The following is a 21,186-nucleotide window of genomic DNA, read 5'->3' as shown; positions in this document are numbered from 1 at the left end:
TCGCATGCGAACGTCTATGGCCATCGATCATCAGCAGCGACAGGTCACGCAACGATCGATCCTGATCCTCCACGTCGAAGACGGGCATAGTTTACATGGGTTTAGCGAGTTAAATTGAATATGTGTAGCAACCCCATGGATCGACATACAAATGAACTAGACTCAGATTGATCAGTTTTAGAGATTCAACCATTTGTATCTTTCCATGGAACCTATGTGCTGAGGTAACCACTATTAATTAGTTTAACATCCCCGAAACTGTGGTATTAAATTAGCACTTTTGCTAATTAAACTCCCATATTTGCAGAGGAGTTTGATATTCGACTTTGAAGTACCGCGTAAAAAAGGCTGGGAGGATGGGGCGTTGGATACAATAAATATAAGCCACAGGCAGGAATCCGTATCTCTTCCGATAGAGATAGAAGATGGCTCGACGGCGTTTACCCGACCGTCAAAGTCAAAGCACTCACTAGTCATTCTTGACAGGAGGGAACTTGATCGGCACTGCCTTGCGCAATGCATGGCCGCCCACACGGCGGATTTCGTGATTCTGGCGTTCGGATCGATTGAAGAGTGGAAGCAAAAGCGCGAAGAATATCCTCCGCTTTCGGCAATCCTCTTGAACGTCGGTGGCAAGACGGTCGACGACCCTGTCGTTTCGGAGCAGATCAAGAGCCTTTCGTCGGAATTCGTGTCGACACCGGTCATCATATTGTCTGATAGTGACGATTTCGCTCAAATCGTCAGGGCGATCGACTACGGAGCCAAGGGTTATATTCCTGCCTCCGTCAGCATTAGCGTGTGCATGGAGCTGATTGCGCTATCGGTAGCAGGAGGACTCTTCGTGCCCGCAAGCGCCCTGTTCGCCATGCGTCACTTGCTGCAGTCGAACAACCCGACAGCGCACCCGCTGGCCGGGATATTCACGGACCGCCAGGCCGAAGTCGTCGCGGCACTGCGGCGCGGAAAGGCGAACAAGATCATTGCCTATGAGCTCAACCTGCGAGAAAGCACCGTCAAGGTACACGTTCGCAACATCATGAAAAAGGTCAAGGCAACCAACAGGACGGAAGTCGTGTTCAAGCTTAACGACTTGTTCCAGAGTGGAATTCCGGCACTAGCGTGAACAATACGTAGTGATGATACTAGGGCTTGGACAAATCTTTTCTTGCAACCACATTCTTGCTCAAATCACCCCCGGTGGCGCGAATGCGTCACCGGGTCTTCTTATACCAAGGCGATCTATTACGCTTCCCGCGATTTTGGCATGAGTAGCAATCGGGCGCTCAACCACGGCCTGTTTTTACCATACTTGCGGATGAACTGACCCGGCCCGATCCTGCCCATTCACGCCGCAACTCTTCGCCGCACAGAATTCAAGGCATACCAGCATTTTGGCCCGATCGTTTGCTTGCAGATCAACTTGATCCAGGGCAACGAATTTCGCACCTCAGGAGAAACCTCCAGTGCAAAACGCTGAATAGCCACGGCCGTCGCAACGTCGAAGTTGTTGAATGCAATACCAGCCTGTCGAAGCGCCTGTTTTCCGAGATCTCTGGCAAGAAAGCGTCGCAACATCTCATCTTTCCTGAGGCTATCGGCCGCTTGGTTAAACAGGATATCAAAAGCCATTTTTCTTTGTAGAAGGTCGGAGAGGATATTTTCCCCATAGTATTGCAGCGACATATTCGAAGCATGCTGGCGATAGACTGCTTGGTCGTCATTGATGTAGCCAACGCCGGCATGTGATGCGAGTCGCAGCCACATTTCCATATCGCCGGCATGCGGCAGTTCCTTGCGATAGCCGCCGACCTGCTTTTGCAGCGCCGTCCTCACAACAGCTGTCGGCGTTGGAACGAGATTGCGCGCTCCACTCAACCGCATGAATTGCCGACCGGACAAGACCTGCATGGGGTGCACGTTATTGTCGCCGAGAGGATCCGCGCGCTTGCTCGTAGTACCATCTGGCTCAGCTATGAGCGCGTTCCCGAACACCAACCCCACATCCGGATACTTGCGCATCAGCTCCGCCGAGCGGTCCAGCGCGCCCGGCAGAAGATAATCATCCGCAGAAAGAAGCAGGAATAAGTCACCGCCTGCCCAATCGATCCCTTCATTGTAGGTAGCGATGTGCCGCATGTTTGCAGTGTGCCGCCGATAAGTGACCCGCGTGTCGCGGGATGCCAGGGCCATCCCGACTTCCGGCGTATTGTCTGGCGAGCAGTCATCTATAATGAGCACGCGCACATCGACGCCCGCCTGCGAAAGGACGCTTTCAACGCATTCCTGCAAGAAATGGGAATAATTATAGCAGGGGACTACGACATCAACACGTTGCAAACTTCTTCCTCCGTAAGCACTGCGTCACTCCTGGTTTGACAAAGCTTTCGGACGCGGCATCGTTTCTTTGTTATGCGTAATTTGTTTTCCGATTATTCTCGCATGCGTTGAGAATGTTTTCGCCTGGCTGATTTCACGCGAGGCCAGACAGTTTCCAACAAGGCGGACCGGGCAAGAAGACGGGATATTGCCGGCTCGGCAAGACTTTGGGTGTTCATATTTTGGCGCCGAGATAAGAGGTGGGGGAAAGCCTTGACAGCGCATATTGGCCGACCAGCTTTGCCACCGTGCGGCGCCTGAGGGGAAAGCCGAAATCCTGCCAGATGCGCCAGCGGTCCCGAGCCGGGAGAGACTTGAACCAGTGATATGGCTGGTCGGTGAACGCGAGGGTCTTGCTGCCTGCAGGAACAGGTTCTCCCATTCGCTTGTAGTCGGCTTCCCAAGTCGTCCGGTAGCATACCGTCGCGGTCGGTTCATGAGAGAGCGACAGCCGAGAGCTTCGGATCGAGCTCCAATAGACGGAATCTCCGACTGGATAGAGTTCCCTCGGCATGTGAGCCCAGCGCGCAATGATCGGCAGGGACGGTCGCGTGAGAAATAAGCAGTTCGTATCCACGTGCGTGCGACCGTCGCTCTTTGAGTCGTCGAACATGTAGGTGCCGTCCGCACGGTGCATCGAACGTCTCGATGTGCAAACCGCAGCACCGGTACGGCGGTGAAGCTCAAGCAAGCGCTGGATGTGGTCGGATCTGTACCAGTTGTCCGCATCGAGAAACGCCACCGCGTCATAGCCCTGGGCAAAGGCGCTGAGGCTGCCGATCACGCGAGCCATGTTGCCGGCGTCGCCGTGAGCATTCGGCAGAATGAAATGTTTTGCGCGCCAGCCACCGACGATAGCGTTCGGAAACCCGTCGGCAACAAAAACATGGTCGCATGCAACGGTTTGGTCGAGAACGCTCGCCCGGCATTGCTCAAGGAGCTCGTTAGGCTCCTTGTAGTATGGCGTAACAACGGCAACGCGCATGCCTCATTTCCTCATTGTTGTTTTTGCAGCGATTTGCACGTCCGACGGTTGCCGCTCATTTTGCAAACCGCGATTTGGGGCTCGGTCTATTGAAGAAACCGAGCCTTGATTTTCGCTTGCCGTTTCTGTTCACGTTCCCAGGGGCGCAGCTTGCGCAACAGGAAGGCCGACGGCCGGAGTAGGCAGATAGGTGTAAGCCGTTCGCGAGGACCGGACGCCAGGCACGCTCTTGGCTCCGCCAGAAAGCTTCCACTCGAAATACGCGATCGTTTTCTCGAGCCCCTCACGCAGGTTCACCGTCGGCTGCCAGCCGAGGTCCTGCTTTGCCCGGCTGATGTCGGGCTTGCGCTGTGTGGGATCGTCAATCGGCAGAGGATTGTAAACGATGCTTGATTTCGATCCGGTCATCTCGATGACCATTTCGGCCAGTTCCCGGACCTGGAATTCTCCTGGGTTGCCGAGATTGATCGGACCCGTGACGCCGGCCGGCGTACCCATCAGGCGGATGAAGCCCTCGATCAGATCGTCTACATAGCAGAAGGAGCGCGTCTGCGTGCCCTTGCCGAAGATGGTGATCGGCTCGTTTTGAAGCGCCTGAACGATGAAATTGGAGACGACGCGGCCGTCGTTGGTCTGCATACGCGGCCCATAAGTATTGAAGATCCGCGCCACGCGGATTTCCACACCGTATTGGCGATGATAGTCGAAGAATAATGTTTCGGCACACCGCTTGCCTTCGTCATAACATGCCCGCGGGCCTATCGGATTGACGCTGCCTCGATACTCCTCGGGTTGAGGGTGCACGGCCGGATCGCCATAAACTTCGCTGGTGGAGGCCTGGAAGATCTTCGCCTTGGTGCGTTTTGCCAAGCCGAGCATGTTGATGGCCCCGTGCACATTGGTCTTCACCGTTTGCACGGGGTCGTGCTGATAGTGGACCGGAGATGCCGGGCAGGCGAGGTTGTAGATCTCGTCGACCTCCACATACAGCGGGAAGGTAATGTCGTGGCGAAGAATCTCAAAGCGCGGGTCGTCGAGAAGGTGCAGCACGTTGTCGCGCGAACCGGTGTAGTAATTGTCCACGCAGAGGACGTCATTGCCCTCTCGCAAAAGCCTTTCGCACAGGAATGATCCCAGAAACCCGGTGCCGCCGGTAACCATAATTCTCTTGTGTCCGTGCATTGGTGTGCTCCGTTGTTGATGGTTGCCTCGTGGAAGTGGTCAGCAGGCTCCCCTGCGCTTGAAGACCGCGGGGATTGTGCCGAGAAGAATTTGGCAGTCGAACCACAGGGACCGGTTGTCGATGTAGAACTCGTCGAGTTGCTGCTGCAGCTCGATGTCCGCATCGCTTCGTTCAGAAATTTGCCAAAGGCCCGTGAGCCCCGGCGTGACGGAACGGCGCTTGTCCCGAAATTCGCCGTCCATCGCCGAAAGGTGATACTCCGGGAACGGGCGTGGTCCCACAAAGGCCATCTCGCCCGCAATGATGTTTGCCAATTGCGGGAGCTCGTCGATGCTCGATGAGCGCAGCATATGTCCTATAATCGGAAGGACGCGCGGATCGTCCTTGAGCTTGAAGTGGCTCAACCACTCGGCGCGCATGGCAGGGTTGTCTCGGAATAGTGCTTCGAGGCGCTTTTCCGCGTCTTGGTACATCGTCCTCAGTTTCAGGACGTGCACCGGCCTGCCGGACCGTCCTTCCCTGGCATGCCGAAAGAAGACCGGGCCTGGATCGATGGCATAGATTGCGGCCGCTGCCATCGCGATGAATGGCGCGACCACGATCGTTGCAGGGACGGCGATTGCGAGATCGAGGATCCGGCGAACCGGATCCGAGTTGATCGAACTCCCACCGGTGGTGAGGCGAATACCGATCTCTCCGCCGATATCCGCAGGTCGCAATCCACTTACCTTAAGGCTCGGCGTGTCGGACAGCAAAATGATTTCGGCGAACTTCCGACGCATCGCCGGCAAGTCGGACACAAGCGAGCCTGTGTCGCCGGCAATTACCGCAATGGATGGCCCGCCACCCGGCAATGCCTCCAAAGTATCGGAGGAAGAGGGCTCCGGCCTGATGCCATACTGCCAGTGGTCGTTGAAATGTGCCACGAGCGCGGGAGCAAGGTTGCGCCCCCCTATGACAACCGCGCGCTCCCCCCAAATTCCAAGTCTCCAGCACAGGCCACGTGCAAGCCAATGCACAAATGGCTGAACAATCAGCCCGAGACCGAGGAACACAATAATGGCAAGCAGCAGTCGTTCCCCCTCCGGCAGGACAATCGCTGCGAATGCCGCCAGGACAGCCACCTTGACGGCAGCCATAGTGCGCCGCCGCAGATGTTCGTGGTCATGCAGCCGATATCCAGGATAGAGGCCGGCCGATGCGTAAAGAACAATCGCAGCCAGTGCGGCGATCGTGAACGCACGCTCCACGAGCGTGCCCTCCGAACCACTGGGAAGAAAGAACAGGAGAACGAAATAGGCAGTCAGATAGCTGGCAATGTCGCCGGCGACCAGGAAGGACGACGTTGCAAGCCGAGGAAGCTGGCGCCCTAGTGCGACGGGCATATTCAGTCCAGCCGGCGCAAAGGCATCGGCAGTCCTGGCTGCTATGGGCGGCACGGACCCTGCCGGAATCGCCCGCGATGTCATGTCATTTGGTGTGGATGCCTTCGACGGACCCGGTGTCATAGCTGACGGCACAAATATGGACATGACGCTTTTACCCCTCTACTGCATTTGTCCCGACGCGCCCGATTCAGAAATGGCGTCTTCGATCGGAAACTTCCGAAGTCCCAGTCTCTGGAATGCTGACAGTGAGATGAAGGTCGGCACGACGAGCGCATAGCGCCGCCACAGCCGCCGCGGCTCGCACAGAAGACGAAACGCCCATTCGAAGCCGCTTCTTTGAATGAACCTCGGAGCCTGCCGCTTGAGGCCGGCGTGGAAATCGAACGCAGCTCCGACACCGATGAGCATCGATGCTTCCAGACGATCGCGCATGCGCGCCATCCAGAGTTCCTGTTTGGGACTGCTCAGCCCGACCCAGATGATATCGGCGCCCGACCGGTTGAGCCGGTCAGCAATATCCGTTTCCTCCCGCGTCGACAGTTTGCGAAAAGGCGGTGCATAGGAGCCGACGATCCGCGCTTGCGGATATTTTGCGAGAAGGCGCGCCTGCAGTTGTTCGAGCGTTTCGGCCGTTGCGCCATAAAGGAAATGGCGCAAGCCCTTGGCGCTGCCGGCATCGAAAACGGATAGCATGAGATCTGGTCCATAGACCCTGTCGCTTTCGGCATGACCAGCATGTCTCAGCGCCCAAACAAGCGGCATGCCGTCGGGGGTTACGAGGAACGCCCGGTTATGGATCGACCGGAGCTCGGGATCATCCTGACATCGGACGATGCCGTGTGCGTCGCGAACGCATACATATTCCTTCCTGCCGTCTTCGACCGCTTTTTGAATAAATCCCGTCGCGCTTTTGAGATTGACTGCCGAGACGCGAACACCAAGGACATTCGTCCATCCTAAAGAGCCCCCTGGATGAAGAACTGAAGTTGGGCTGCTGCCTACTGATTGTTTTCTCATGACCTACGCTTTCGCGACTGAAACTGTCATCAGAATATCCCGGCAGGTCGATTGCCTCCATACTTGCCGCTCCAGCTATTGGACGTAGAAGAGACTTCACGTTTACGTCTTACGCCGGGATGGCGTACGATATTCGAAGTAAGTCTACGTACCCCATGGCTTGCCATGTTGCTCTTTTTGATGACCGAAGAGCTGCAGAAGATATTCGCTCGCGCGAACAAAGCCGGGGAGGATCGTGTTCTATCGCCAGAATCGGAATGAACTCGCCGGCGACATTGAAGGTTCGACCGAAATCTCATCTCAAGGGTCTGGTAAAGGCCTTGCTAGAGAAGAGCCTGCGCGTACGAGCTGGCAATGCCATCATCTTTGATGTGCGGATCGAACATGCCCGGCAAATGCCGACGCTGGTTGACAGGAGCCAGCAGATCTTCGAGGCGATCTGGCTGCGGCTTCGCCTGACCCTCAAAAGGCCTTCGCCTTGACGCGATTGATCATTCGACGGATCGGCAGATCCCGGCGAACATTATCGCCGCAGAACACCGCTCGTCGCGGGGCGCGCGCCTTTTGTTACTCGGGCGGCGCGGCCACGCTCCCGGTGTCCGCCCCAGCCTTCTGAAGATCGCCTAGACTGCCAAATTCTCCCGAACGCATGATCCTCGGATCTATTCGGAAGCTCTTGTCGTTCAAGTTGCCGCTGTAGCGGTTGCGCGCGAATTGCACAAATCCAAGCCCAAGATCGGGAGCGTTGACGTACGCGACAATGCCGCTGTCACTGTCAACCGATACAACGTTCTCCTCAATACGATTGGGGCGTGCCCACGGTGGACGCCAACCCCTGCCGGTACCGTCATCAACGCGAAAAGCAGCGCCCGATCCGTTCGTGATGACGTTTCCCGCCACCAGGTTGCTCCAACCGCCATTGATACCGATCGCCGCGACGTTGCCCGAGAGCGTATTTCCCTCGATGCGCAGCCCGCTCGCCTTCCCATCCGTATAGATCGCCCAGCTGATAGGGGACGGCCATTCACCGGTATTTTCATATCCGGGAGGCCAGAACGTCCCATCGGCCCTGTTCATGAGATGACCGGTGCCGGTCACGAGATTGGAGCGGATGGTGCTGTTCAGAGGGTCGGCCTGCTCGCCCATCATCTTGATGGCACCGCCATCTGCCGTCTGCTGATTGGCGTTATGGATCACGTTGTGCTCGATGACAGCGTTATAGACGGCGTCATTGGAACCCCACAGCGAACCGCCGGCGATTCCGAACTGCGCCGTGTTTTCGATCAGATTGTCGGCGATCCTGACATTGTCAGCCGCCTGAAACCATATTCCGGCGGTTTCAATGTAAACCTTTCCGATGTCATGGATATGGTTTGAAAGGATTCTGGCGCCGTTCGACTTGCCGAAGGTGCCATAATTTGTGCCGACGTAGATCCCGTTGCCAGCCACATCCGCAATCACATTGGCGGCAATCAACGCATCCTTGCTTTCCGTCACATGGATCCCGACGCCGACATTCTCGATGCTGTTGCCGACAATCTTGACGCCATCAGCGTGTTCGATCCGAATGGCGCCAAATCCTCTGGTTTCCGTATAGAACTTGCCGCTGCCTTCGGGAGCTCCATCTCTAAACTCGAACCCTGATACAACCATCCCGCTGGCCCCATCCAACTTGAAGAATGTCGGCAGGATGCCAGCAACGACGACGGAATTGGGCAACGACTGATCGACAGGGATATAATGAAGCTCGCCCGCGACAAGGTCGTACCACCACTCTCCGGGAGCATCGAGCAAGGTCTTGGCTCCGGCAAGGAAATAGCGGCTGCCTTCTGCGGTAAAGAAATAGCCTGTGCCTTTCGTATGGACAGTCCGGCCGGCGTCATCGATGGATACAACGGGGAGCGTATCATTGCCCCACTGGCTTCCGGGTTGATACCCCCCAACGATGTCCACGACCAGTCCACTTGTATCACCCACTGCCGGAAGATCGCCGGCATGGAAACAAAAGCCCGTGTTTCCTTCCGACGCGTCGACGGTAGGCTGGCACTTTGCGGCAAACAACCATCCCTTGCGTGGATCGCCATCAGCGGGGGCGTTGGGGAATCGAGCTCTGGTTTGGCGTATCCCATCGACGAAAAGGTCACCGACCCCTTCATCCGGCGGCAACTTCAGCGGCGCCGTCCAGCGACCATCGGCTTGCTGCGCGAAGTCGCGCACGCGCGGCCCCCCATGCAAAATCGGCGCTTCATTGCATCTTGCCGTCAGGATCAAGCCCGTATCGCGGGCATCAAAGACGATCGGCTGAGTAAGGTAGTAATCGCCTTTACCCAGCGCGATGGTGTTGGTGCCGCCCTTCTCACGGGCAGCATCACGGGCTCTTTCAATGCTGGCGAAAGGGCCGTCGCCACCCTGCTGAGTTGCGGTCGGAAGGAGGCCACTCCAGGTGTCTTTGCCATCGGGAGAAACGTAAAATATCGTCCGCACCCCGGTGCTGCTGCTCAATTCGTCGCTTAAAGAAGTCCCCTTCAACTTGGCTGACAAAGTCGCGGAAGCTTCCGCGCAAGTCGCCTCCCTGACGAGCACCTGCAGGCGCTCGGGCCCATCTATCTCTGTCCCAACTGGCGCCGGATTGCCGGGCTGGGGAAAGAGCATGACAGGCAAAATGCTCAGGATCCGTCCAAAACGCCGCCTCATGATGTCTGCAACCCGCTCGTAAGGCCATGCGCGGGCGCCTGCCAAGCTGGCGAACGGCTGGTCGAAACGACGGGCGCGTATAGCGAAAACATGATGATGGCTGTGGTAAACAGGATGAAGATGGCGTCATTCTGAACGAAAAAAATACTCTCGGTCAGATTCATCACCGGAATCATGATCGTAAGGACATTGAGCCAGAGCCACCCGTACTGCGGATCATGACAGTGAAGGAACGCGCCCTGGCGAATTGCGTAGGGAAGCATCAGAGCGAACGGAATCATTCCAATGATGCCAAAGCTCAACAGGATATCGCGGTATCCATTATGCGCGTGGGGCGCCGGCCATCCGATTTTTAACCAGATGTGCGTCGCTTCAGGGTTCGCGACTGTCCAGAAAGCCTGGTAACCGTAGCCAAGCAACCAACGATCGGATATTTCGCGGTCAACCAGCTCCCACAATGGCACCCGACCCGTCAAAGTCGCGTCCTTGCCGAGCGCTACAAGGGCCGGAACCAGGAATTCGTGCAGCGAAATCAGAATGCCGACAGACAGCTGAACGAAAAACAGGACGATGACGACGCGGCCAATGCTGCTGCTTCTTTGCAGGAGGGAATAAAAGCCGATCAGGCAATACGCCACTGACGTTGCAATGATCGCGGTCATCGATCCGGAGCTTGCAAGGCAGATCACACCCGCCGCCAACAAGATGAACGCGGTTCGCCGCAGACCGAGCGTGCCGTCGATCAGCACCGCCGTCGCCACCAAGATCATCAGAGCCGCGTACCAGCCCAGGACGTTCTTGTGAATGAAGACGCCCCGCATAGCACCGTCCGGCATACTGGCGAGGCTTGGTGACACCACGGAGATAACCACACTCAGGCCGATACAGGCTCCAAGCGTCACAAATAGCAGGAACAGCAGCTGCCTTGGCGTGAAACGTATCGCCAGGACATAGGAAAGAAGCATGCAAAACAAAAGGCCGATTGCGCGCCTCAAGGTCGTTGGCGGTGATATTGACCACAGAGCAGACAAAAACGGCAAGACGAGCATCAGGGGAAGAATCAGATTTCGTCTGAGCGCCGTTAGAAACTGCGGAAAATTGCGTATCAGGATCACGATTGTAAATGCATAAACAGGAAAGCAAGGAAGACGCAGTATAGATTTGGCAGATTCGCTGAGCGTTCCGTCCGCATCAGCCAGGATAAGTGGCAGAAGAGCGCCTGCCTGAAGAAAAAGGGATATGCCGGCGCCCCAGCATTCTATGGCCCGCCAACTGATGGTTGGTCCGCTGGCAGTTCTGAGGCTATCTACTCTCATTATCCGTCCCGACTGACTTGAACAGACAAGCGGCTGTTGATCGCGGCAGATCAAAAAAACAGGTGTCGGCCTTTGTGGCTGCGCTGCTCTCAAGCAATCATCCGGCCACATCCCCGGTCAACCTGTTCTAGTGAAGGGCGGGCTACGCCTAATGCACCTTCGCTCCACCCAAAGACGATGTTGCGCCTAAGCTTTCAGCCGGCATTTACCCAAAAGGTGGGTCTTCATGCCCGCGAATTGCCCTTAAGAGCAGATGTTGCGCTTGTCCGTTCACCGGTACCGTGGCGATGAATGTCTCGTGAAGCGTGGTGGGTAAGCCGCGGTTCCACTGCAATGAGGCAACAATTCTGACAGAGGCTATCTCTGCAGTCGAAGCCTGGAAGGTTAGGATTACTATGTTTCTGCGTCATGATCCTAGTTCTCTATGCAACACGACCGGCGCTCTGCTCGTCGTGGCATTGTCAGCGGCGATCTCATCGGCTCTGCGCGAGATGCTGTTCGGCCGACATGGTATTTTGAATATCACCATCACCGAGGCTCCAAGCCTCGATGGCTACCTAAAGGTCGACCTCTCAAGCAACTTTGCGCTGCTGCACAGCAGCGCATCGCGGCAACCCGCCTGAGCGCGCCATGGAGCGGCCGGCCCTCAGTGTCCTCATCAATAATTACAACTACGCTCGCTTCGTTGGGCGGGCGATAGACAGCGTGTTGAGCCAGGACGCGCGCAACGTCGAGATAATCGTCGTCGATGACGGCTCTACCGACCAGTCGCGGTCTGTTCTGGAAGTGTATGACAACCGAGTAAAGGTGATCTTCCAGGAGAACGCAGGACAGGCGGCTGCGATCAATACCGCTGTGAGATCAAGCACGGGCGAGATCCTCTGTTTTCTGGATGCTGACGACTGGTGGGCGCCGAGCAAGCTGTCGGCGACGGCTGCAGCGTTCCGCGCAAACCCGCAAGCATCGCTCGTCTATCACCGACTGCAGCCAACGCTTGTCGATGGCACGCCGACTTCCAAGCCGATCCCTCGAACCCTGTGTTCGGGCGCTTTGTCGCCGCTACTCACCAGATCGGCTGGCTGGTGGCCTTTTCCGATGACGTCAGCCGTCGCGGTACGGCGTAGCGCATGGAATGCTGCCGGCAGCATTCCCGAACAATTCCGCATATCGGCCGACGCCTGGCTCGTGGGGATCTATCCGTTTCTGGGGGACGTCATTGCCATGCCGGATCCGCTTGGATTCTACCGCATCCACAATAACAACTGGTATCGCTCGACCGAGGATGCCACCACGCTAAGGAGGCGGATGACGCACTGGCAGCGTACCGTTGAAGCGACGAACCTGTTTCTCTCAACCCATCAACTGCCGGCAAGACTACGTCTGACGGATCACCATCCCTATCGCATCGCGTCGGCAAAGCTGCAGGGAGCCGATACACGCACCCGGTTCAAGCTTGCCGTCGAAGGCCTCTTCTTTGCCGGCGAACCGAACCTGCTCCGACGGACGCGCGATAGTTTGCGCTCTGCGCGCGGCCTGTCACGGCTCGGCCTGGACGTCGGCTTGTCGGAGGCAGCGAAATGAAGGCGCTGCTATTGGTTTCCGAACTGGAAGACTATACCATCTCCTTCGCCAGCGGCGTTGCCCAACACCTGAACGTTGTGCTTGCCGTGCCTCGCCGGCGCTATGCACATCTCGCCTCTTCTTTCGATCCGGCTGTCGATCTGCACCTTCTGGACTGGCCGAGACACCGTTCTCTCTCCAATCCCTGGTTTCTCTACCAGCTTACGCGTCTGATCCGGCGGGAACAGCCAAACCTCATCCATCTCCTCAGCAATTCTACGCTTTGGCTGAACCTTGCCGTGCCGTTCTGGCGCCCGATCCCGCTTGTGACGACCGTTCATGACGTGGAAATCCATCCCGGCGATTCCGATACGCGTACGCTGCCCGACTGGGCCCCCGAATTGATGGTGAAACAATCCGGACATGTTGTCGTCCACGGCGAGGGACTGAAGCGGCTTGTCCTCGATCGATATTCAAAATCGCCGGACTGTGTCCATGTCCTGTCGCATCCCTCCATCCTTCGCTATGCGGAACTCGCGCGGCGACAGAAGATGGCACCGCGCGAAGCGGATGGTACCATACGCGTCCTGCTCTTCGGACGGATTTTCGCCTACAAGGGCCTGGAACATCTGGTTCGGGCCGAGGCGATGCTCAAGGACGCCCTTCCCAACCTGCGCATCACGGTCGCAGGCCGTGGCGACAATCCGCTGATATTCCAGCCGCTTATGGGGGATGCCGGCCGCTACGACATTCGCAATCGTTTTATCGAGGATGCAGAGGTCGCCCAGCTTTTCCTGGACACCGACATTGTCGTGCTTCCCTATACTGAAGCATCCCAAAGCGGTGTACTCAACCTTGCTGCCGCATTTGGCAAACCGGTGATCGTCACGGATGTCGGCGAGTTGCGGGGCACCGTTCAGCCCAACGGGTTGGGAATGGTGGTCCCTCCCGGAGATGCCAAAGAGCTCGCGGCAGCAATCAGGACATTGGCAGACAACGGCGAACTGAGAAACAATTTCGGCGCCAATGCGCTCGAATGGGCCAAAGGACCGAATTCGCCTGAACGGGTCGGCGCCCAGGCCGCGGCCGTTTATCGGGAGGTGATCGGGTCATGCTGATGGAGGCCGTGACGGACAGAAGTCGAATGGCACTACGGAGCACGGCCAGCGTCCGCCACTATGTTCCGGGCGGCTGCGAGAACGGCGGCGGCATTGGCAGGCTGGTCGGCTATATAACAGAGACAGCGAACGAGACCGGCACCGAACATTTCGTCACCGATACCAGAGGGGCTCGATGGTCCAAGGTGACGTCACCCGCACGCCTGCTCGGCGCCATCCTGACGATGGCAAAGGACCGGATTGTCGCGCCGGCCCGCATTCACCATATCCATATCGCCGGCCGCGGCAGCACCTCCCGAAAACTGATCCTGACCGAGGCTGCCCGTTTGTTCGGGTGCTGCCACATATTGCACCTGCACGACTACGACTATGCCGGCGACTTTGCGCAACGCTCGCCGCGCCAGCAACGGCTCATCCGTCGGATGTTTCAGAATGCCGATTGCGTTGTGGCGCTCGGCCGGCGCGATCGCATGACGCTGACCACACTTCTGGGCGTTGACGAGCGTCGCACGGTCGTTGCCCATAATTGCGTCCCCGATCCCGGGGCGCACGATATTCGCGTCGGCCAGACACCGCTGATCGTATTCCTCGGCCGGTTGAGCGAACGCAAGGGCGTCACGGAGCTTTTGTTGGCCCTGAGCCACCCGCTCATGAAAGAACTCCAGTGGCGGGCTGTACTGGCAGGCGACGGACCTGTCGAGGATTATCGCCGTCAGGCTGACGCCATGGCGCTTTCCGATCTGGTAGAGATGCCCGGCTGGCTCGACGCCGGTGAGGCGCGAGCCCTGTGTGCGCGTGCAGATATCCTGGTTCTGCCTTCGCACGCCGAAGGTCTGGCAATGGCCCTGCTCGAAGGGCTGTCCCACGGGCTCGCGGTCGTCACCACGCGTGTCGGAGCGCATGACGAAGTCATTACCGACGGTGAAACCGGGATTTTCGTGCCCGTCGGAGATCCGAATGCCTTGGCTGCAGCCATGGCGAAACTGGTGACCGATCCAGAAACCTGCATCCGCCTCTCAGTCCGGGGGCGCACGCATTACCTCAACCATTTCAGCATGAAGGCCTACATGCGGTCGCTCGAGAAACTATACGAAACCGTTTCCGCGAAACCTCAAGCAATGGTTGGCGCACGATGACGATTTCCACTCTTCCGCCGGACCGCAATCTTCCGATCTCGCCGATGCGCTATGACCCACGCTTTCAGGTAGAGACCAAGGCGGACAACTTCGATCTGGCATCCATTTACCGTCTCGTTCGCCGAAGAATGATCATGATCATCACGATAACCATGCTGCTCATGGCGCCCGCGGCGATTATGATCTTTGGGCTGAAGCCCACCTACCAGGGCTGGGCCCGGTTGATTGTCCACCAGCCCCTCGCAACATCGCTTGATACGGACGATGCCAACCACAGTGATCTACTTGACGCGAAATCGGAGACTGAGCGGCTTCTATCCAGAAGTATCGCAGAGCGAGTTGTCCGCGAACTGCAGCTTGACGTGCGGGAGGAATTCAATCCAGCGCTGCGGGAGACCTCGTTCATCGAAAGGATCCGGACAAAGGTGCGCGCCCTGTTCGACACAAAAAACCCCACCTCGCCTTTACGGGACAACATCAACGCCATCATCCCGGAATATTTTAGGGCGCTCGGCGTGTGGCATGAAGATAAGAGTGACGTTATCCAGATCAGCTTCAATTCGACTGATCCTGAACTCGCAGCCGCGGTTCCGAACCGGGTCATCGGCATTTACCTCGATGAGCGGAAGGAGAGTGTCCGTGGCCGCCTGGATGCGGCGGAAGAGTGGATACGACAGCGCATCACGGAACAGCAGGTTCGCGCTGACACTTCTCGAGACGCTGCCCGCAACTATCAAGAATCGATGGACGTCGTCTCGAAAGAGGACGCTCAGGAGGAACGGATCAAGTCATTTCTGGAACTCACTGGCCGAGAAGGGAAAATCGAAGAAAGCCGGGTTGAGGTAGAGGCGGCGATCTCGACGCTGGAAACAGCCGATAACGCTTCGGTCGCAGCGCAGAACATCGTCGTCCCCGACAGCATTGCCATAAAGCAACGCGATCTTCGCGGACAGGAACAGGATCTCGCCCGTCTTCTCGAGACATATGACGGCAATGCCGACGCCGTGGTGGAGCTACGTGGAGAGATCCAAGAATCCCGTGCCGATCTCGAACTTGCGACCAAACAATATCTCCAGACAATGCGGATCAAGCTCGTCGCACTTGATCATGAAGCTGAAGCAGTACAATCCAGGTTGGTTGTTGCTAATGAAAAACGCATACGCGATGCGCTGGTGCAGACGGAATTGTTGCGACTTCAGAAGATCGCGGAAAAGGAACAAACGGCACTCGACAAGCTTGAGAACCAGCGCCGTGACCTCGCCGCGAGGGCCCTGCTGCCGGGGGCGGAGTTGGAAGTTTTAACACCGGCTACAGTGCCGCTTGCATCACAGGGACGTGGACGGCTTTCCTATCTGGTGGGCGCCCTCCTGGCCGCAATCTCGGCCGCCATAACGGCCGCTTTCGTGATCGAAATGTGGGACCGGACGGTCCGGAGCTTCGACCAGATATCTGGAATGGCGCGCACGATACCGGCTGGACTTATCCCGCGTCTGGCGCGAAGGGAACATTCGAAGACGATGTTCACACATATACCGGTCCCGATGTTTGACGAAGCAATCCGTACGGTGGTGCTTTCACTCAAGCAGTCCAATGGCGGTAAGTTGCCGAACAGCATCGTCGTTACGTCGGCTCACAGCGGGGACGGCAAGTCGCTTGTCGCGCGATCGCTGGCTATCGAACTTGCCGCCGCCGCGATTCCGGTGCTGCTGGTCGATGGCGACCTTCGGCGGGGAAAACTCGATTCGTTTTTCAGGTCGGAGCTAACGCACGGATTGAACGAATTCCTGAATGGTCAAGCCGATTTCCGCGACATCGTCTACCACCATCCAAGCGGTATCGATTTCATTCCGTCTGGAAATTTCAGTCTCCAGCGGCGCGTCCGTCCGAACGGCCTCGCAGAAATCATCGAGATGGCGGGCGCGGCCGGCCAGGTTGTCATCTTCGACAGCGCGCCTGTGCTCGCCTCGACAGATACCGTGCATTTGACTGCCCTGGCGGAAAGAACACTGGCAATCGTTGGATGGGGAAAGACGAGCCGCCGCGCCGTCGAGTTCAGCCTGCAGCAAATGAAAAGCTCGCGGAACTCGGAAATCGTTGTCGCGATCAACAAGGTAAATCCCGAAAAGCACGCACTGTATAACTTCAGCGACTCGGAGCTTTTTTCAAAATCCCTGATGAAATACTACAAACTCAAAGTGTGAATACATCACACGCACTGATTAAATGCTCATTTTTTGAAATTGCACGAACTACACAGCATAATTTGCTTCTGCATTGGCATCCAAGTTGGAGGACCCATGGATACGAGAATGAGAGAGAACCGAAAAGTTGCGCTGATTACCGGTATAACAGGTCAGGACGGCGCGTATCTGGCCGAAATGCTCTTGGAGAAGGGCTATATCGTTCACGGCCTCAAGCGACGCTCATCGTCCTTCAACACCAGTCGTATCGAGCATCTCTACGAGGATCCCCACATCGAGAATCCTCGCTTTATTCTGCATTTCGGGGACATGACCGATTCAACGAATCTCATCCGTGTCGTTCAGGAAACGCAGCCGGACGAGATCTATAATCTCGCCGCACAGAGCCACGTTCAAGTCTCTTTCGAGACGCCGGAATACACGGCTAACGCGGATGGAACCGGCACTCTTCGGCTACTTGAAGCAATTCGCCTCCTGGGGCTGACCAAAAAGACCCGCTTCTATCAAGCGTCCACCTCAGAGCTCTACGGCAAAGTCCAGGAAGTCCCGCAGAGCGAAACGACGCCTTTCTACCCCCGATCACCCTACGCGGCGGCCAAGCTCTACGCCTATTGGATTGTGGTCAATTATCGCGAGGCATACGGCATGCACGCCTCGAACGGCATTTTGTTCAATCATGAAAGCCCAATCCGCGGCGAAACATTCGTGACACGCAAGATCACCCGGGCGGCGGCGGCGATCCATCTTGGCCTGCAGGAAAGGCTCTATCTCGGCAATCTGGATGCCAAGCGCGACTGGGGACATGCACGAGAATATGTCCGCGGCATGTGGCTGATGCTGCAACAGGACGAACCGGAGGATTATGTCCTGGCGACAGGCGAAACGCACTCGGTTCGTTCCTTTGTCGATAAGGCTTTTGCCAAGGTGGGCATGCCAATTGATTGGCGTGGGAACGGGGTTGAGGAAAAGGGATACGATAAGACATCCGGTCAGTGTGTGGTGGAGATCGATCCAGCTTACTTTCGTCCGACTGAAGTTGATCTTTTGATCGGCGATCCGACGAAGGCGCACACCAAGCTTGGCTGGAAACACGAGACCAGCCTTGATCAGCTGGTTGCGGAGATGGTTCGCGAGGATCTGAAAGTCATGGCACGAAATGTTCCGTCGCTAGGCGCAACCAAAGGCTTTGCTCATGCCTGAGGTGATCTACAGCCTTGCCGGAAAAAGGGTCTATGTCGCGGGCCACCGCGGCATGGTGGGCTCTGCGATCGTGCGGCGTCTCGCTTCCGAGGGTTGCGAGATTTTGACGGCCACCCGCGCCGAGGTCGACCTCAGACGGCAGGAGCAGGTGGAGGCCTGGATGAGTAAGAATCGTCCCGACGCCGTCTTCCTGGCTGCGGCGAGGGTCGGCGGCATTCTGGAGAACGCTACCTATCCGGCCGACTTTCTTTACGACAACTTGATTCTCCAAGCGAACGTCATCCACGCAGCCCATAGAACTCACGTCGAAAAACTGATGTTTTTGGGCTCGTCCTGCATTTATCCGAAATTCGCCGACCAGCCGATCGTGGAGGACTCCCTTCTGACTGGATCGCTTGAGCCCACGAATGAATGGTATGCGATCGCCAAAATTGCCGGATTAAAGCTCTGCCACGCCTATCGCAAACAGCACGGTAGAGATTTCATCTCGGCCATGCCGACCAATCTTTATGGTCCCGAGGACAATTTTGACCTCGGGTCAAGCCATGTCATGCCGGCGCTCATACGCAAGGCGCATGAAGCCAAGGTCAACCAGCAGCAAGAGATCTGCATCTGGGGTACTGGCACGCCGCGGCGCGAATTCCTGCATGTTGACGATTGTGCCGACGCCTGCCTCCATCTCATGAAGACCTATTCCGCCGAAAGTCATGTGAATGTCGGTTCCGGCGAAGACATTTCCATCCTCGAATTGGGACAACTCGTCTCCAAGGTCGTTGGCTTCGAAGGCAAGATCAAGCACGACCTCACCAAGCCAGATGGAACGCCACGTAAACTCTTGAGCATCGACAAGCTTCGCGCTCTCGGCTGGTCTCCCAAGATCGGTCTGAAGGAGGGTATCGAAGACGCCTATCGCTCTTTCCTTGACGGTCATTATCTCGAACGCAGCAACAGGATTATTTCCGGCGACCTGGTCGGCCAAAGCGACATCGGTATTGAGAGAGCCGAGACTTCGGCGCTGCATGCGTCCACGCTCTCTTCGGTCGCACATCATCCTCGCGCATAGCGAATTTGCGCGAGGCACAATGAGCTTTTGTCTCGGGGGGGACGCATATGCGGGGATGGAGCAAACAATGCGACCGGTAGAAATCAGGATTGTAGCGCTCATTTTCCTGATAGTCGTGTGGGCGCTGATTATCGGTGCGGCAATGGATTTTTTCGCGGTCGAGATGCCGATATCGCTTGTCGCTCTATTAAACGGATAACCACGTCGGATGGCTCCACGAGATCGCCTTCGGCCGGGCTGTCGGACGACGATTGCTACGGTAAAGTCGGCAGGCGCGGCCGCACCCACATGCAAACCGTTGCTCGAGCCAGTTTGCCAAACCAGCTCCGACTTTGCCGGGCTGCGCCTTGAGACAGGGTGGTTTCTGGAGCAATAGAATCAGTTAGTTACGCGCATCCACAGGAAAAATTGTTACGAGCATCGACCGGAAGCGTGGTACACAATCGAAATGGTGCTTTAGAACAGGATGATTTTAGGCCCGGTCGGCCTAAAATCTGAATCCTGTTCTACATTAGATAGTTAGAGCATGATGTCATGAGAAAACCGCTCACACTTTTCGGCATCATGCTCCAGGGAAGACGATCATGCGGTATCTTCGATCAGGGCCGCGTCGGCTTCAAACCCAGGACATGGGTGCCCCGCGCGCCAAAACAATTGGCCTCAGGTCCGGTGAAATCGCCGATCGAAATATTCGCGTCATTCTGGAAGCCATCCGCCGCCATGGTCCGTTGACGCGGATGGAGCTTGGCCGGCATAGCGGCCTGTCAGGCCCCGGCATCACCAATATTCTTCGCCGATTGGCCGACCAAAAGCTTGTCACCTCCCATCGCCGCAGCGGTCCCGGTGGCGGGGCGACCGCCACCGAGTTCGCCTTGCGTCCGGAAGGCGCCTTTTCGATCGGCGTCAAACTCCGCCAGCGGCGCGGCGAGATCGTGCTCATCGATCTCAGCGGCCAGGCTCATGATCGGGTCTATTTCAGCCTGGGCCCCACAGACAGGGTCGGCGCGGTGCACGCCGCCGTCAAGGACATCGCCGATCGCCACGCCGCCATGCCGATCCTCGGCCTTGGCATCGCCGCCAACGATTGGACGGACGAGCAAAGCGATCAAATCGCTGCACTGTCGGCGATCGCCCGTCCCTATGCCGAGAACGAGTGCACCGCGAGCCTACTCGCAGAGCGCACGATCGGCAGCTCTACGCGGGAGGGCGGGCTGGCGATGATCATCATCGATGACGACGTTCAGGCTGGTTTTCTCATTCGCGGCATTCCCTATTCCGGCGTCCACGGCAGGGCGGGCAGCATCGGCGAAATGCTGACCGGCCCCGACAATGTCCAGCTGAACACCGTCGTCGGTTTCGAGTCCCTGCGGTCGAGGATCGGCGACCAGGAATTCACGCGCTTGCTGGACGGGGAAGAATTCTCCTCGCCATCATTGTCGCAATGGATACGCGAGGCCGCCGGCCATCTGCTCGACCCGATCATCGCCATGGCCGGCTTTCTTGCGCCCAGCGTCGTCATGATCGGGAGCGATTTGCCACAAGGCGTGATCGAAGCCCTGATCCATCAACTTTCCATCGAGCGGCGCGACACCTCGACGAGGCCGTTGCTGACACCATGGATTTCGCCGATGAAACCGGCGAGCTTCAGCGGCGGCGGGGTGGCACTCGGTGCCGCCCTCCTGCCCTTCCTCAACACTTTACTGCTGCCGCCAGCTTCCGCCTGACGCCATTGCGTATCATGCATCACGCTAGCAGGCTGCTGAAATTCGCTCTGCGTTGGCGCAGTTGCTTGCTGTGGGTCTGATTTTTTTACAGACTGGCTGTCGTGCGGTGGGATTTTGGCCGATTGAGGCGGGTTTTCTGGCCATATCGGCTTATTGATCTCCCTCAAGACACACTTCGCCCGTCGATCCGATCAATTTGGGAAGGCGGATGATGTTGTACGC

17 protein-coding genes are annotated in these 21,186 nt (G+C 57.2%); 10 read left to right on the top strand and 7 right to left on the bottom strand.

Features of this window, described 5'->3' with window-relative positions:
- Positions 1 to 364: 364 nt before the first annotated feature.
- The gene (locus tag HJB84_RS29375; RefSeq protein ID WP_207585155.1) at positions 365 to 1,126 is read left to right on the top strand and encodes a response regulator transcription factor; all 762 of its coding nucleotides are present in this window, start codon (positions 365 to 367) and stop codon (positions 1,124 to 1,126) included.
- A gap of 221 nt (positions 1,127 to 1,347) precedes the next feature.
- On the opposite strand, the gene HJB84_RS29370 is transcribed toward HJB84_RS29375, so the two are convergent.
- From HJB84_RS29370 to HJB84_RS29350, 5 genes are all read right to left on the bottom strand, one after another.
- Positions 1,348 to 2,340, bottom strand: a complete 993-nt coding sequence (locus HJB84_RS29370; protein WP_207585154.1) for a glycosyltransferase — start codon at positions 2,338 to 2,340, stop codon at positions 1,348 to 1,350.
- 214 nt (positions 2,341 to 2,554) lie between these two features.
- Entirely contained in the window at positions 2,555 to 3,364 is an 810-nt protein-coding gene (locus tag HJB84_RS29365; RefSeq protein WP_207585153.1) for a glycosyltransferase family 2 protein, read from the bottom strand.
- 129 nt (positions 3,365 to 3,493) lie between these two features.
- On the bottom strand, positions 3,494 to 4,546 hold the full coding sequence (locus HJB84_RS29360; protein ID WP_207585152.1) for a UDP-glucuronic acid decarboxylase family protein: 1,053 nt from the start codon (positions 4,544 to 4,546) through the stop codon (positions 3,494 to 3,496).
- Between the two features lie 39 nt (positions 4,547 to 4,585).
- Complete coding sequence (locus HJB84_RS29355; RefSeq protein ID WP_207585151.1) at positions 4,586 to 6,079, bottom strand: sugar transferase; 1,494 nt, start codon at positions 6,077 to 6,079, stop codon at positions 4,586 to 4,588.
- Between the two features lie 15 nt (positions 6,080 to 6,094).
- Complete coding sequence (locus tag HJB84_RS29350; protein ID WP_221117630.1) at positions 6,095 to 6,952, bottom strand: WecB/TagA/CpsF family glycosyltransferase; 858 nt, start codon at positions 6,950 to 6,952, stop codon at positions 6,095 to 6,097.
- A gap of 155 nt (positions 6,953 to 7,107) precedes the next feature.
- On the opposite strand from HJB84_RS29350, the gene HJB84_RS29345 reads away from it, so the two are divergent.
- Entirely contained in the window at positions 7,108 to 7,434 is a 327-nt protein-coding gene (locus HJB84_RS29345; RefSeq protein WP_207585149.1) for a hypothetical protein, read from the top strand.
- A gap of 85 nt (positions 7,435 to 7,519) precedes the next feature.
- On the opposite strand, the gene HJB84_RS29340 is transcribed toward HJB84_RS29345, so the two are convergent.
- Positions 7,520 to 9,646 (bottom strand): right-handed parallel beta-helix repeat-containing protein, encoded by a 2,127-nt coding sequence (locus HJB84_RS29340; RefSeq protein WP_221117629.1) that lies wholly within the window; start codon positions 9,644 to 9,646, stop codon positions 7,520 to 7,522.
- Entirely contained in the window at positions 9,643 to 10,962 is a 1,320-nt protein-coding gene (locus HJB84_RS29335) for an O-antigen ligase (protein ID WP_207585147.1), read from the bottom strand. Before HJB84_RS29335 ends, HJB84_RS29340 begins: the two co-directional genes overlap by 4 nt.
- A gap of 395 nt (positions 10,963 to 11,357) precedes the next feature.
- On the opposite strand from HJB84_RS29335, the gene HJB84_RS29330 reads away from it, so the two are divergent.
- From HJB84_RS29330 to HJB84_RS29295, 8 genes are all read left to right on the top strand, one after another.
- On the top strand, positions 11,358 to 11,585 hold the full coding sequence (locus HJB84_RS29330; protein WP_207585146.1) for a hypothetical protein: 228 nt from the start codon (positions 11,358 to 11,360) through the stop codon (positions 11,583 to 11,585).
- Positions 11,586 to 11,592: 7 nt separating this feature from the next.
- Positions 11,593 to 12,543: a glycosyltransferase gene (locus HJB84_RS29325; RefSeq protein ID WP_207585145.1), complete on the top strand. Its 951-nt coding sequence runs from the start codon at positions 11,593 to 11,595 to the stop codon at positions 12,541 to 12,543.
- Positions 12,540 to 13,640 (top strand): glycosyltransferase family 4 protein, encoded by a 1,101-nt coding sequence (locus HJB84_RS29320; RefSeq protein WP_221117628.1) that lies wholly within the window; start codon positions 12,540 to 12,542, stop codon positions 13,638 to 13,640. Before HJB84_RS29325 ends, HJB84_RS29320 begins: the two co-directional genes overlap by 4 nt.
- The gene (locus HJB84_RS29315) at positions 13,634 to 14,776 is read left to right on the top strand and encodes a glycosyltransferase family 4 protein (protein ID WP_221117627.1); all 1,143 of its coding nucleotides are present in this window, start codon (positions 13,634 to 13,636) and stop codon (positions 14,774 to 14,776) included. Before HJB84_RS29320 ends, HJB84_RS29315 begins: the two co-directional genes overlap by 7 nt.
- Entirely contained in the window at positions 14,773 to 16,977 is a 2,205-nt protein-coding gene (locus HJB84_RS29310; RefSeq protein ID WP_221117626.1) for a polysaccharide biosynthesis tyrosine autokinase, read from the top strand. The genes HJB84_RS29315 and HJB84_RS29310 overlap by 4 nt, the downstream gene beginning before the upstream one ends.
- A 96-nt stretch (positions 16,978 to 17,073) precedes the next feature.
- Positions 17,074 to 18,177, top strand: coding sequence for a GDP-mannose 4,6-dehydratase (gene gmd, locus HJB84_RS29305; protein ID WP_207585141.1), 1,104 nt, complete (start codon positions 17,074 to 17,076; stop codon positions 18,175 to 18,177).
- A complete protein-coding gene (locus HJB84_RS29300) occupies positions 18,170 to 19,240 on the top strand; it encodes a GDP-L-fucose synthase (RefSeq protein ID WP_207585140.1) in 1,071 nt (356 codons plus the stop codon). The genes gmd and HJB84_RS29300 overlap by 8 nt, the downstream gene beginning before the upstream one ends.
- A gap of 584 nt (positions 19,241 to 19,824) precedes the next feature.
- Entirely contained in the window at positions 19,825 to 20,964 is a 1,140-nt protein-coding gene (locus HJB84_RS29295; protein ID WP_221117625.1) for an ROK family transcriptional regulator, read from the top strand.
- Positions 20,965 to 21,186: the final 222 nt, after the last annotated feature.

This window comes from Rhizobium sp. NZLR1b, from assembly GCF_019685155.1.
Lineage (GTDB): Bacteria > Pseudomonadota > Alphaproteobacteria > Rhizobiales > Rhizobiaceae > Rhizobium.
The sequence above is the reverse complement of the archived record's forward strand: the minus strand, read 5'-3'. Positions and strand labels throughout refer to the sequence as shown.